At 38.0% G+C, this 13,340-nt stretch carries 13 protein-coding genes; 5 read left to right on the forward strand and 8 right to left on the reverse strand.

The features are described from left to right. Window positions 1-8 precede the first annotated feature (8 nt). Both JM84_RS00570 and JM84_RS00575 read right to left on the reverse strand, forming a co-directional pair. A complete protein-coding gene (locus JM84_RS00570; RefSeq protein ID WP_013751032.1) occupies window positions 9-1,235 on the reverse strand; it encodes a metallophosphoesterase in 1,227 nt (408 codons plus the stop codon). Between the two features lie 110 nt (window positions 1,236-1,345). Next, the gene (locus tag JM84_RS00575) at window positions 1,346-2,317 is read right to left on the reverse strand and encodes a type I phosphomannose isomerase catalytic subunit (protein ID WP_013751031.1); all 972 of its coding nucleotides are present in this window, start codon (window positions 2,315-2,317) and stop codon (window positions 1,346-1,348) included. Window positions 2,318-2,406: 89 nt separating this feature from the next. Here JM84_RS00575 and JM84_RS00580 point away from each other — a divergent pair, with 89 nt between their 5' ends. Beyond that, a complete protein-coding gene (locus JM84_RS00580) occupies window positions 2,407-3,363 on the forward strand; it encodes an ABC transporter ATP-binding protein (protein WP_013751030.1) in 957 nt (318 codons plus the stop codon). On the opposite strand, the gene JM84_RS00585 is transcribed toward JM84_RS00580, so the two are convergent. Both JM84_RS00585 and JM84_RS00590 read right to left on the reverse strand, forming a co-directional pair. Beyond that, window positions 3,347-3,805: a hypothetical protein gene (locus tag JM84_RS00585; protein ID WP_013751029.1), complete on the reverse strand. Its 459-nt coding sequence runs from the start codon at window positions 3,803-3,805 to the stop codon at window positions 3,347-3,349. The two genes, JM84_RS00580 and JM84_RS00585, sit on opposite strands and share 17 nt — an antisense overlap. Window positions 3,806-3,888: 83 nt before the next feature. Beyond that, window positions 3,889-5,001: an NAD(P)/FAD-dependent oxidoreductase gene (locus JM84_RS00590; protein ID WP_013751028.1), complete on the reverse strand. Its 1,113-nt coding sequence runs from the start codon at window positions 4,999-5,001 to the stop codon at window positions 3,889-3,891. Between the two features lie 67 nt (window positions 5,002-5,068). Between JM84_RS00590 and JM84_RS00595 the strand changes: the two genes are divergently transcribed. Genes JM84_RS00595 through JM84_RS00610 form a run of 4 tightly spaced genes read left to right on the forward strand, consistent with a single transcriptional unit; the run spans window position 5,069 to window position 9,186 of the window. Further along, a complete protein-coding gene (locus JM84_RS00595) occupies window positions 5,069-5,551 on the forward strand; it encodes a toxin-antitoxin system YwqK family antitoxin (RefSeq protein ID WP_013751027.1) in 483 nt (160 codons plus the stop codon). 4 nt (window positions 5,552-5,555) lie between these two features. After that, window positions 5,556-6,266, forward strand: coding sequence for a glycosyltransferase family 2 protein (locus JM84_RS00600; RefSeq protein ID WP_013751026.1), 711 nt, complete (start codon window positions 5,556-5,558; stop codon window positions 6,264-6,266). Then, complete coding sequence (locus JM84_RS00605; RefSeq protein WP_013751025.1) at window positions 6,263-7,753, forward strand: cellulose synthase family protein; 1,491 nt, start codon at window positions 6,263-6,265, stop codon at window positions 7,751-7,753. The genes JM84_RS00600 and JM84_RS00605 overlap by 4 nt, the downstream gene beginning before the upstream one ends. Then, window positions 7,750-9,186, forward strand: coding sequence for a mannosyltransferase (locus tag JM84_RS00610; RefSeq protein WP_013751024.1), 1,437 nt, complete (start codon window positions 7,750-7,752; stop codon window positions 9,184-9,186). The genes JM84_RS00605 and JM84_RS00610 overlap by 4 nt, the downstream gene beginning before the upstream one ends. Window position 9,187: 1 nt before the next feature. Here JM84_RS00610 and JM84_RS00615 read toward each other — a convergent pair whose 3' ends face one another. From JM84_RS00615 to JM84_RS00630, 4 genes are read right to left on the reverse strand one after another with little or no spacing between them, the layout of a single operon-like run. Next, a complete protein-coding gene (locus JM84_RS00615) occupies window positions 9,188-10,819 on the reverse strand; it encodes an ArnT family glycosyltransferase (protein WP_013751023.1) in 1,632 nt (543 codons plus the stop codon). Further along, a complete protein-coding gene (locus JM84_RS00620; protein WP_013751022.1) occupies window positions 10,816-11,436 on the reverse strand; it encodes a lipid-A-disaccharide synthase N-terminal domain-containing protein in 621 nt (206 codons plus the stop codon). Before JM84_RS00620 ends, JM84_RS00615 begins: the two co-directional genes overlap by 4 nt. Then, window positions 11,429-12,148 (reverse strand): glycosyltransferase family 2 protein, encoded by a 720-nt coding sequence (locus tag JM84_RS00625; RefSeq protein WP_013751021.1) that lies wholly within the window; start codon window positions 12,146-12,148, stop codon window positions 11,429-11,431. The genes JM84_RS00620 and JM84_RS00625 overlap by 8 nt, the downstream gene beginning before the upstream one ends. Before the next feature lie 6 nt (window positions 12,149-12,154). Continuing rightward, entirely contained in the window at window positions 12,155-13,045 is an 891-nt protein-coding gene (locus JM84_RS00630; RefSeq protein WP_144782275.1) for a pseudouridine synthase, read from the reverse strand. Between the last annotated feature and the right edge of the window lie 295 nt (window positions 13,046-13,340).

Here is a 13,340-nt window from a genome sequence, read left to right on the forward strand (position 1 = left end):
TCTTGGTATTATGCGTTTGCACTACCTCTTTTCAACTCTATAACAGTTATCTCAGGCCAAATCCCTACCCTTCCAGGAAAAGCAAGATACCCAAAACCACGGTTTACATTTATATACTGCTTTGCATCTTCATAGATACCTGCCCAGTATTTATAGCGCCACTTTACAGGACTCCATTTAAACCAACCTGGTATCTCAATACCAAATTGCATGCCATGCGTATGACCACTAAGCGTTAAGTGAAAATGCTCTGGGTGATCCTTTACCTCAAACTCCCAGTGAGAAGGGTCATGACTCATTAGTACTTTAAACTCCTCCTTATCAAGACCGCTTATTGCTTTATTGAGATCTCCCGCTTTTTTAAATCCGCCTTCACCCCAGTTTTCTACTCCCACAATTGCAAGGCGCTCTCCATCTCTTTCAATAAAGTGGTGCTCATTAAGTAATAGCTTAAAGTCCATCTCTTTTTGGATTTCTTTGAGCCTATTGAGGTTATCAATTTTTGCTTGAGGCGTAGGCCACTCTACATAATCGCCATAGTCATGATTTCCTAAAACAGAAAACTTCCCATCTTTTGCACGCAAACGAGCAAAAGAGTCTTGCCATTGATCCATCTCGCTCGCCTCATTATTTACCATATCACCAGTAAATAAGATAGCATCACTCGCCTGCTCATTGATAAGATCTATGGCATAATTTACCTTCTCCTTATTATCGAAACTTCCACTATGTATGTCACTTATTTGTGTAATCTTATAACCATCAAAGGCAGCTGGAAGATCATCAAACGTGAGCGTATACTTAAGGACTTTAAAGTTATAACGCCCTTTTATAACACCATATAATATAGATGCAAACGGAATTGCTGCTAACCCTAATGCAATCTGACTTACAAATTTACGGCGGGAGGGGATTGCTTTCCCTTCTGAGCTTGTCGAGATTTTATTCACACCACCGCGTATGAGCCTAAAGATATCTTCACCAAACATAGTTGCAATAATTACTAGCTTGCAAACAATGAGAATGATAAATGACACCACAAAAAATTGTGTCAACGCACTCATATTGCGTCGTCCACCAGTTGAGAATTGATAAATCATCCCTCCTATAATAAAAACGGTAATAAGAAAGTATAAAATGGTTCCCCAGCGGCCTTTCACAAGAAATCTAAATGCTTGGTAGGCATATATATCTAAGGCAATCACAAATAGGATAATAAAAATAAATCTGAGCACAGTTTATGAATTTAGGCAAAAATAGAGGGTGAACTATTAGTAGAGTACCGTTTCACGTTTCTTTAACTATAAAGGTATTATTTACATACGCTTTCGCGAAGGCGTACCTATCAAACAGTAACTTCTAGAATTTTTGCATGACTACTTGCAAATGAAAGTTCATTTACAACCGCCGGCAGCACTACTGTTTGTCCTTTTTTAAATGCATACACCTCATCATCACATGAGAACGTTGCACTACCATCTACACACATAAGGATTGTAAAAGAATCCTTATTACTGTAATCCCGTGTTGCTTCTCCTTCTAGGGCTAATAATGTTGTCTGGAAGTATGGTGTTTCCATGATAGACACAGCAGTGTTTACCTCCGTTTTATAAGGAGTATTGTAAGTGTCATATCCTTTTAAGTCTACCACATCGATAGCTTCCTCACTATGGAGATCACGCACTGCTCCAGTTTTTGCATCTATTCTGTTATAATCAAATATGCGGTAAGTAACATCAGATGTTTGCTGGATCTCGGCAAGTAATACTCCTGCACCTATAGCATGTACTCTACCTGTAGGTATATGGAAGATATCGCCCTCTTTTATGTATTCTGTATGTAAAAGATCTACAATATTTCCATCCTTTACAGATTCTTCATATTGTTCTTTTGAAGTATCCTCTTCAAATCCAACGATAATACTCGCATCATGATCTGCTTGCATGATATACCACATCTCATTTTTCCCAAAAGAGTTATGGCGCTCCTTTGCTACTTTATCATCAGGGTGCACCTGTATAGAAAGCGGAGTTTTGGCATCTAGAAATTTAATTAGTAACGGGAAGTTTGTACCAAATCGCTCAAGGACCGATACTCCTAAAAATTGCGCTCCATAAGTGGTAATGAGATCATGTAACGTATTTCCAGCAAGCGCTCCATTTGACACTTGTGTCTCGCTGCCTTCTACATCAGAAACCTCCCAAGATTCACCTATCTGATCCCCACTAAATTCTTTATTGAGCTCTGTGCGCAACTTATCACCACCCCATAGGCGGTATTTAAAGTGTGGAGTAAAAAATAGGGGATATAGTTTCATAGTCTAAATAGGTCACAAATATACAGCTTACCTTAAATTTTTCTATCACTTCTATTTCTTGATTCGCTATCTGTATTTTTGTAAACACTATGCTTGAATTAAAAGATGTACTATTTCATATTTCTAACCGATTTACAATAGGGCCTATCAACCTGTCTATCAGCCAAGGTGATCATATCGCGCTCATAGGAGAAAGTGGTTGTGGTAAGACTACCTTACTTAAAATGATTTATGGACTTTATGACCTAGATGAAGGATTTATCACGTGGAATGAAGAAAAAATCACAGGCCCAGAGGATCATCTCATACCAGGAATGCCTTTTATTAAATATCTTTCTCAGGATTTTGACCTCATGCCTTTCACCTCGGTAGCAGAAAATATTAATAAATATTTAAGCCGACTAGAGCCTGAAGCGAGTAAGGCGCGTACGAATGAACTTATGGAAGTGGTAGAAATGACAGCGTATGCAAACGCACACGTAAAAACACTCTCTGGCGGTCAAAAACAACGAGTAGCACTTGCTCAAACGCTAGCCAAAGAACCAGAATTACTCCTGTTAGACGAGCCGTTCTCACATATAGACAACTTTAGAAAAAACAAATTACGTCGTAGATTATTTAGTTATCTAAAAAAACAACAAATTACCTGCCTAGTTGCAACGCATGATAGTACAGATGTACTAGCTTTTATGGATAAAACCGTAGTGATGAAAGGTGGAAAAGTAATCGCCCATGATGAGACACTAGCATTGTATAAAAACCCTCCTAGCTATTATGTTGGTTCGCTTTTTGGAGATATTAATGAACTACCTAAAACTTGGTTTTTTAAAGATTATCAAGGTGATGCTACCCTCTTACTACATCCTCACGAGATTACTACAGTTCCAGATGGAAAAATAGCAACAGTTACAGATTGCTATTTTATGGGTTCGCACTATTTGGTAACTGCTATGGTAGGAGATAAAATTGTTCTCTTTAATACATCAGTTCCATATCCTATACATACAGATGTTATACTAGGCCTGAAAATTAATACACCGAAGTAATGGTAATATCGCTTTCGCGAAAGCGTACTACGTCACCTTTTTTCTTACTCAGTAATAATTGCCCCATAGGCGATGCAAGGGCTATCGCATAATAAGGTCTTCCTTCTATTTTTATTTCTCCTGCCGAAACTGAGATAAAGAAACGATTTGTAGAGGTATGCACTACACTACCTAGACGCACGTAATCACTCTTTACTTTGATATCAACTTTGGATAAGGCATCTTCTATCTTCCCTATTTCTTTAAGTTGCTCGCCCGCTTGCTCGCGATCAATCTGTAGCATCGCTCGTCCTGTCTCATGCTTATCTCCCGCCGAACTTTTAGTCTCGTCTTCTAGCGATTCCATAATATCTGCAATCACAGTTTCTACTTTATTGCGACGGTTTACAATCCACTGCGTGCACTTTGTAAAGAGTTCTAACTTTATTTCTTGATGATTCATAAATTACCTGCCTATAGTTATGTGACAATAAACTTATTATACGTGTAAACACATAAAAGGTTACAATTGCTAGCTATAAAATTCTAAATTAAATCTGCGAGATTCTTACCTATGGTACTTCCTATAGCAACTCCCATTCCTCCTAGTCGTACTCCGCAATAAGTATGTTGAGATATTTTCTTAACGATGGGCTTTTTTTGAATACCCACACCCATGATACCACTCCATCTGTGATCTATAGTATGAGGGGTATTAGGTAAAATCACCTCAGCGAGCAGTCGTTCTAATTCATTTTGAATAAGTGCTGTTTGAGACATCACCATCGTTTCCTCTCCTTGTATATCTAGATTTCTCCCTCCGCCTAGAAGAATTCTGTTATTTATATTTCTAAAGTAATAGTATCCTTTATCGAGATGAAAAGTGCCTTTCACTTTGAGTTCTGGAATAGGATGTGTGATTAACACCTGTGCTCTCGCTGGTTTTACTTCGCTAAGTCCAAGCGTGCTTGCAAAACCATTAGTAGCAATAAAGAGCTTTTTTGTATAAAATGTATTATGAGCAGCTACAACTGCTACGCTCTCGGCTTCTTCTTTATAAGAGTTTACGGTCATACTATTTAATATGAGTATCCCTTTAGCATGTGCGAGTTTGAGAAGTGCACTCATCATCATTCCCGTGTCTATCTGGCCTTCGCAATTATTAAAAATCACCTTATTTTCTATACCATCAAAACCAAATGCATCATCCTGCAGCGTGTACACTTCTTTATTAAAGATAGGAAATAGCAACTTATTTATGTGAGCTAGATTCTGTACACATTCCTCATACAGCACGGTATCATTTGAAGTGAAAAGCTCATAACCTCCATGCTCTTGATAGTCTATTTGTTCATCTCCAAGCATACTTCTCAACAGTTGTAAACCTTCCACACGTTGTTTAACTAGAGAGATCACCTCTTCTTCTGAGTGTGTTTTGAGATCTTCTAGTAATTCTGAAATACTTCCAAAGCACGCAAAACCAGCATTTTTTGTACTCGCCCCATTAGGAAGTAAACCTTTTTCTAGAATAACTATTTTTGAGTTGGCATCTTTTTCGCGTAAGCGTATTGCACACATTAATCCCACGATACCGCTACCTATAATGGTGTAGTCTACATTATTAAACCACGATTCTCGCTCCCAAAAACTTAGATTCATTAGATATTTTTCATTAAAAATACGTGTTCTATGTTAGTGCCTCAAATTTCTCTCGTCTAACACTCGTATGACAGCGCAGGCAATTAGTACGATCTTACTAGCTTTTATAGCATTTTCACTCCCAGAGCCGAGAATGTATAGCAAGCAATATCATGATGATGGCACCATTAAAGCAGAAGGATGGATCATGGGAGAGCAAAAGGTAAAATACTGGAAATTTTATCACGAGAATGGAACCATCGCCGCCGAGGGACACTATCAAACCAATAAGAAATCAAAATACTGGCATTATTATGATAATCAAGGAAAACTAACCAAGGAAGGGCATTATGAGGACGGAATTGCCCAAAATTGGTGGATTTTTTACGACCTTGCGCGCCAAGAAACTAGAAAAAGCCAGTACGTTGACAATCATTTACATGGTTTCTGTCTCGTATATAAAAACAAAAAACTTTTTAAGGTAGAAAAATACGAGAAGAATCAATTAAAAGGCGCGTGGACAAGCATACGTGATTTCCGCCGCGATAATCCTGATGTATCACTCTACTAGCGTTATGACTCCCCTTATTAAAGTAATAATACCAGCTTACAACGAGCAAGACTCCATTGGTCATGTGCTACGAGACATTCCTCATACAGTGAGCGAAGTAATTGTAGTAAGCAATGCATCTACAGATAATACAGAACAAGTTGCTAGAGATAATGGTGCTACTGTATTAAGAGAAGAACGCAAAGGATATGGATACGCTTGCCTCAAGGGCATGGAATACATTGCAACCACGGGTATTGATGACCCTACCAAACGCCCAGATATCGTTGTCTTTTTAGACGGAGATTATAGTGACTACCCAGAAGAGCTTACTAAGATAGTTGCTCCTATTATCAATGGAGATTACGACATGGTTATAGGTGCTAGAGATAAACGCTTTCGCGAAAGCGGATCAATGACCACTCCTCAGATTTTTGGAAATTGGCTTGCTACTTCATTAATGACGCTATTCTTTGGAGCAAACTTTACAGATCTGGGTCCTTTTAGAGCTATGAAATATGATAGCTTACTCGCCTTACAGATGGAAGATAAAACCTATGGTTGGACGGTTGAAATGCAACTCAAGGTTTTAAAGAAAAAGATGAATTATATAGAAGTCCCGGTAACTTATCGCAATCGCATAGGTGTTTCTAAAGTCTCTGGTACCGTAAAAGGTGCAGTAATGGCTGGAGTTAAAATACTAGGATGGATTTTTAAATACAGTTTTAAGAAATGATATTAGAAACCGTTATTATTGTTATTTACACGATTTCGCTTATTATCATATTTGCGTATAGCTTATCCCAGCTCAACTTACTTTTTAATTACTTGCGCGCACAGCGCAAGAAAGATGACGCTGTCTTATTTAATTTTAAAGATCCTGCACAAATTCCATTTGTAACGATACAGCTTCCAGTATATAATGAACTGTATGTCATGGAGCGTCTATTAGATAATATTGCGCTCTTAGACTACCCTGCAAATAAGCTTGAAATCCAAGTACTAGATGATAGTACAGATGAGTCTTTTGAAACTACAAGAAATCACATAAAACGCCTTAGCGATAAAGGACTAGACATAAAACATGTTACTCGTACAGACCGTTCAGGTTTTAAAGCCGGTGCTTTAAAGGAAGGACTTAAAGTTGCAAAAGGCGAATTTATTGCCATATTTGATGCAGATTTTCTTCCAGAACCTAACTGGCTGCAGCGCACCGTTCCTTATTTTAAGGATCGTAACATAGGCGTTGTACAAACTCGCTGGGGACATATAAATAGAGATTATTCTTTGCTTACAAAAGTGCAGGCTTTTGCACTTGACGCACACTTTACACTAGAACAAGTAGGTAGAAATAGTAAAGGACATTTTATAAACTTTAATGGAACTGCTGGCTTATGGCGCAAGCAATGTATTGAAGATGCTGGAAACTGGGAAGGTGATACCCTTACCGAAGATCTAGACTTGAGCTACCGAGCACAACTCAAAAACTGGAAATTTAAATATCTTGAAGATGTAGAAACTCCTGCAGAGCTTCCAGTAGTAATAAGTGCTGCACGCTCTCAACAGTTTCGATGGAATAAAGGTGGAGCAGAGAACTTCCAGAAAATGTCTAGAAAGGTATTAGCAAGCAAGAGTATTTCTCCAAAAACAAAATTGCATGGCTTACTACACCTTTTAAATAGTACCATGTTTTTAAATGTTCTTATTGTAGCGATATTGAGTATCCCAATGCTCTATATCAAAAACGAATATGCACACCTAAAGCCATACTTTTATGTGATGTCTTTCTTTGTAATAAGTAGTGTGATTTTCTTTATCTGCTACTGGTTTATGTTTAAAAGTATATATGGTGGAGGTTTCAAGCAATTTTTAAAATACACGGGGATGTTCTTTGTATTTTTTAGTATTGCCATGGGATTCTCACTTCATAATTCTATTGCAGTAATAGAAGGTCACCTAGGTAAACGAAGTGATTTTATACGTACGCCTAAGTTTAATATAAGCGAACTCAAAGACTCTTGGAAAGGCAATAAATACCTCAAAAAGAACATATCAATCAATGTAATTTTTGAAGGACTTTTGATGCTGTACTTTGGTTTTGGGATGTACTATGCATCTGTCGTAGGTGATCAAGGTGGTGACTTTGGATTGTTCCCTTTTCACTTTATGTTATTCATGGGATTTGGTTTTGTGTTTTTTAAATCACTTACGAGTAAAGCGTGATAGAACGTCTTTGGAAATATCAAAAAACTCCTATCGCACTAGCGATTGTTTCCTTAGTTACCTATTACGTCTTTGCTTTTCAACTAGAAAGAGCTAACACCGCACTCCTACTAAGTCTGTACAGCATACTTTTTGCTTGCTTTTACTTCATAGTAAGCAAAGGCAAAAATGACTTCTCTTTGCTACTCGTTTTTGCAGTAGCATTAAGACTCATATTTATACCTGTAATCCCAAATCTCTCTCAAGATTTTTATCGCTTTATATGGGACGGACGCATGTTTGTACAAGGTCTTAATCCGTACCTAACGACTCCACAAAGCTATATAGAAGTAGGTAATCTCCAGATTGTAGCGCAAGCAAGACAGCTCTATGAGGGAATGGGAGCACTTAACGGAAGTCACTTTACAAATTACCCGCCCGTAAACCAACTTATATTTGCAATTGCTGGATTATTCTCAGACAATAGCATCATTGGCGCAGCTATCGTTTTTAGAATTACTATTATTCTAGCAGATGTTGGGATTATCATTTACGGCAAAAAATTATTGCAAAAACTAGGATTACCCATCCATAATATCTTCTGGTACGGGCTCAATCCATTTATCATTATTGAGATGACAGGCAATCTGCATTTTGAGTCTGTAATGTTGTTTTTTGTAGTCCTGTCGTTGTATTTGCTGGCTCAAGGTAAGTGGATATTAAGTGCTGTGATGATTGCATTATCTATATCAACTAAGTTATTACCGCTACTCTTTCTGCCACTTTTCATGCAATACTTCTTAACTCGTGGTGATAGAAAAACAACCCACTTTAGAAGCTCTTATCCTTGGAAAGTCCGCTTTCGCGAAATAACAAAAAACCTACCTCGTCTCGTTTATTTCTATTTGATTGTGATTGGAGTAGTCATATTAACCTTCTTACCATTTCTCACAAATGAGTTTGCCGAAAACTTTGGAGCATCCATTGCGTTATGGTTTAAGAAATTTGAATTTAACGCTAGCGTCTACTATATCATTAGATACATAGGTTATCAAACGATAGGCTGGAATATCATAGGAGATGTAGGCCCTTTACTTCCTAAGATTGTGTTAGGTTTTCTGATAGTTATAGCCTTTTTTAGAAATAACAGATCATTACAAGCAACTATTACCGCTATACTTATTGGTATCTCCTTTTACTTTTTAATGTCTACCACAGTTCACCCTTGGTATGTGGCTACTCCTTTACTTTTGTGTGTGTTTACACGCTATCGCTTTCCACTAGTATGGAGTGCAACCGTGATGCTAAGCTATGCCGCATACGGCGCAAATGGATTTAATGAAAACTTATGCCTAGTGGCAATAGAGTATGTTGTGGTAATCGTATTTTTTATCTGGGAAATTTATAGACCTTCTAAGGTTACTGTAATGGCAAAGACCGCCATTGAGAGTTGAACTATTTTCCCACCTTAATCATTTCATACACTTTTCCAGACTTTCTACCTTTATAAGCTCTACTGCCGCTTGCGTTATAATTAAAATCAAAGTCTTGAATATACGTTGCTTGATAGCCATTAAACTTCTCTGCAAGAACAGTTTCACAATCTGAACATAATAACAAGTAGAATCTTTCATCTACCAGTACAGGCTCTTCAGAGTCAAGCATAACTATTTTCCTTTCAGCTCCCCAGAACACCTCAGGAGCGCCCATTTCAAAACTATAAAGTGGTGTGCTACTTTCGAGAACCTCATCGATAAATGCGCTGTAATATTCATTAAACAGGTTGTTTTTAAGAACAGAAAGACTTCCTATGGCCGTACAAATAACAGCGAGGACAATAAGCAGGAAAACATGGTATATATTTCCACGCATCAAAGCACGTATAATATATAGTGCAACTATAAGAACTACCATAAAAGCAATTACGCCAATAGCATTTACAGCTATTGAGTGTGATATAGCTAGGTAAATAAATGCAATAGGAGCAGCTATAAATATTAAAAGCAATAAGCCCACATTGAAATACACGGGAACAATCTCTTTTCTACTTTTTAATTCTTTAAAACGTTTTACGAGATACGTGATATAAAAACCAACATTCATGGCTAGTGGTATCAGTACAGGCATCAAGTATCGAGATTTTTTCTCTGGAATGACAGAAAGTAGTACGACAGCGATAATGGTCCACAAAAATGTAAAACGATATGCTTTTCTATTTGAAACCCTAGTCTTCAGATAAGGATACAATAGACTTATAAAGGCTGGAATTGTCCATAATCCGCTTTGTACAAAGAAGCTCCAGTAGTAGTAAAATGGCCTCACATTATAACTCGTCCAGTTTCCTGTTTCTTTTGATGCTATCGCTGCAAAAGTTTCCGGATCTATAGCACGTACATAACCGTACCAACTAAAACCTAATAATAACCCTCCTAGCAAAACAAGCGTTACTGGCAACCACTTTCTACGTTCTGTTTCTCTTCTATAGATTACGACATAAGCAATCAGAAATGGCAAGAACAGTACGTATAAAGAAACAGGCCCTTTGCTCAATATAGACGCTCCTATACATATAGCAGCGATGAGCCAAGTCGATATATTCCCGCGTGATGTATCTTCACTCAATCCCTTAAAAATGCAATAAATTGCCGTGAGCATAAATGCATGTGCATATATATCCCACGGTGCTTCAAAAACTATAAGAATAACATATAATGACGTTATACTTACGAGTGCATTAATAAGACTATTGCGTTTAGTAAGAGTCAGCTTTCGCGAAAGCGTATATATCATACTCCCCAGCAACATCACCATTAATACGGCTGGAAAACGCATTGCCCAGACACTATTTACACCAAAAATAGCTCCAGAAATTGCCGATAGCCAAGTGGGCAGAGGCGGTTTTTCATAACGTGGCTCACCATTCATGGTGGTGAGTATCCAGTTACCATCTGTAAGCATTTCTCTCGCTGTCACAAAGTTGCGAGCTTCCATGATCGTCACTTCTAGTACATCAAGAAAAGGCAATAACAAAACTCCAACCACGATAATGATTGTGAGAACAGGCCGCTTTTCTATGAGTTTGATCAAGCCTTTTGAGATTTATAATAAAGATAAATATTGCGCGCGTAGATAAACGTTCCCAGCCCATAAGAGAGCACCATTACATAATCTACACGGTATAAGAAATACAGCAACGAGAGTAGTCCTCCCGTAAATGAAAACAACCAGAACCCAAGAGGTAATGTTGCTTCTTTATTCTTTTCCGCATGAAACCACTGGTATACAAAACGAAGTGTAAATAAGACTTGTGCAACGATTCCAAGGGTAAGCAGCCAAGTGCTCATCTCCTCTTTTGAGAATAATGCTGCAAGGTCAAATTTCCCATTATTCCACCCGTATGCAATAATCCCGACAGGAATGGCAATGATTAAAAACTGAGACCATTTGGGTAACAATTTCCACTGCTTTTGGATTTGTAAATTTCTTATGTAAATGATGTATCCCAGCACTTGACCCAGCATAAGCGGGAAGTCCGTACGGAAATATCCGTAAATAAAAAGTACAAAAGATCCAGAAAGACTAAGCCACCAGAACGTAAGCGGTGTTACTACTTTTTTACTCTTTTCTGAAAGTAACCACTGCGATAACATACGCCCTCCAAAGAGAAGCTGCGCAAGTACGGCAAGTAGCGACAGACTATCCACGGCTTGTACTACCTACTTTATAATTGATGTACTTTTTCTTCATCCAGAGATAGGCAAAGCAATCCATAAGTGGACCCAATAATCTATTCCAAACACCAAATTTTGCCTCTCCAGCAATACGCGGGAAGTGTCTTACAGGTACTTGTTTTACTTTCCCATGTTGCAATAAAATCATTGCAGGAAGAAAACGGTGTAGACCTTTAAACATAGGTATGCGCTGGGCGTACTCCGTTTTTATAATTTTAAGCGGACAACCAGTGTCATCCATCCCATCATGTGTAAACGAACGGCGTATTCCATTTGCGATCTTAGAAGACATGTTTTTTACAAACTTATCCTTACGATCTGCACGCACGCCAGTCACAAGATCATAGGGTCCTATTTCTTTAATAAGCACATTAAAATCTTCTGGAGACGTCTGTAAGTCACTATCTATATAACCTACGAGTTCTGTATCTGCGTGATCAAATCCGGCTTTAATTGCGGCACTTAGTCCGCAATTTTCTGTAAATGCGATGTACTCAAAATCAGTATTTCTAGCGCAAATTTCCTTGATGATATCAAGACTCGCATCCTTAGAACCATCGTTCACAAACAGCACCTTACTCTTTGCTGTAGCAGTTTGAAAATAAGCTACAAATTCAGACTCTACCCTTGCGAGGTTATCTTCTTCATTATAAACTGGGACTACGATGGTAAGACGATACTCCATAAAAACCTATCCGTTTTTAAGATTTACAACCTCTTGTTTCGTTAAGTGTCTCCAGTGACCTCTAGGTAAATCTTTCTTTGTAAGTCCCGCTATAGTCACACAGTCTACACGTACCACCTCGTAGTTAAGGTGTTCAAAAATAGTACGTATCACACTGTTACCAGTATTTCTAATACGAAGACCTACTTCCTTTTTTGGTGCTCCATCTACATAGCTTATTTCGTCTACGGTAATTGTTTTGCCATCGATCTTAAGACCCTCATTGATTCGCTCAATATCTGCACCTTTCAAGTTGTTAGAAAGCTCTACGTGGTATAACTTATCTACTCCTTTTTTAGAATTTGTAAATTTCTGTACAAGTTCATCATCATTAGTAAAAAGTAATAATCCCATCGCATTACGGCCTAATCTTCCTATAGGTTGAATACGAGATTTAGTAGAACCTGCTACGAGATCCATTACGGTATTTCCTTTATCATTACTTGTTGTAGTTGCAAAGCCTTTAGGCTTGTTAAGCAACACATAAGCTTTTGCCTCAGGATTGATACGACGTCCATCAAAACGAACATCATCCTCTAGTTTTACTTGGTAACCCATCTCATTAACCACCTTACCATTTACGGTAACTTGACCTATAGAGATATACATATCTGCCTCACGACGAGAACATATCCCTGAGTTTGCTATATACTTATTAAGGCGCATCGTTCCATCATCCTTCTTTCTAGGCGCTTGTTTTTTTTGTGCATCAAAGGCTTTATCCTTAGGTTTTCCTACTGGTTTATTCGCTTGTTTACGCACGGGTTGTGTCCCTCTAGAACCACTCTTTTGCTTTCCGCCAGCGCCACTACGCCCAGATGGTTTTCCTTTTCCTCTATTATCTGCTCCTCTGCTCATTACATTATTGTTTAAGCTGCAAAGGTAAGATTTACTCCGTACTCTTTTACTACCTAGTGAGCATAATAATAAGTTGCTCGCTTTCGCGAAAATTTGACCGCATTACAAAGAAGCTTTTATGAAGTAAAATAAGCCCAACATACTACTCTCATTACATCTAAAACCATATAAACGTCTGGATAAATACTGACAATTAAAATCCTAAAGCTGCTTATAAAACACACTCGCTAAGAGCTTAGACATTCTCCATTTTCAAAAAACAGCCTACTGGCACAGAACTTGATTCCCACATCCT

Origin of the sequence: Dokdonia sp. Hel_I_63 (assembly GCF_007827285.1) — a bacterium.
In the GTDB taxonomy this organism is placed as follows: domain Bacteria; phylum Bacteroidota; class Bacteroidia; order Flavobacteriales; family Flavobacteriaceae; genus Dokdonia.

What these genes read in the sequence shown, in the direction of transcription:
- JM84_RS00575 (WP_013751031.1), bottom strand. Translation starts at nt 2,317, where the DNA reads ATGAAACTATATCCCCTATTTTTTACTCCACACTTTAAATACCGCCTA.
- JM84_RS00580 (WP_013751030.1), top strand. Translation starts at nt 2,407, where the DNA reads ATGCTTGAATTAAAAGATGTACTATTTCATATTTCTAACCGATTTACA.
- JM84_RS00585 (WP_013751029.1), bottom strand. Translation starts at nt 3,805, where the DNA reads ATGAATCATCAAGAAATAAAGTTAGAACTCTTTACAAAGTGCACGCAG.
- JM84_RS00590 (WP_013751028.1), bottom strand. Translation starts at nt 5,001, where the DNA reads ATGAATCTAAGTTTTTGGGAGCGAGAATCGTGGTTTAATAATGTAGAC.
- JM84_RS00595 (WP_013751027.1), top strand. Translation starts at nt 5,069, where the DNA reads ATGACAGCGCAGGCAATTAGTACGATCTTACTAGCTTTTATAGCATTT.
- JM84_RS00600 (WP_013751026.1), top strand. Translation starts at nt 5,556, where the DNA reads ATGACTCCCCTTATTAAAGTAATAATACCAGCTTACAACGAGCAAGAC.
- JM84_RS00605 (WP_013751025.1), top strand. Translation starts at nt 6,263, where the DNA reads ATGATATTAGAAACCGTTATTATTGTTATTTACACGATTTCGCTTATT.
- JM84_RS00625 (WP_013751021.1), bottom strand. Translation starts at nt 12,148, where the DNA reads ATGGAGTATCGTCTTACCATCGTAGTCCCAGTTTATAATGAAGAAGAT.
- JM84_RS00630 (WP_144782275.1), bottom strand. Translation starts at nt 13,045, where the DNA reads ATGAGCAGAGGAGCAGATAATAGAGGAAAAGGAAAACCATCTGGGCGT.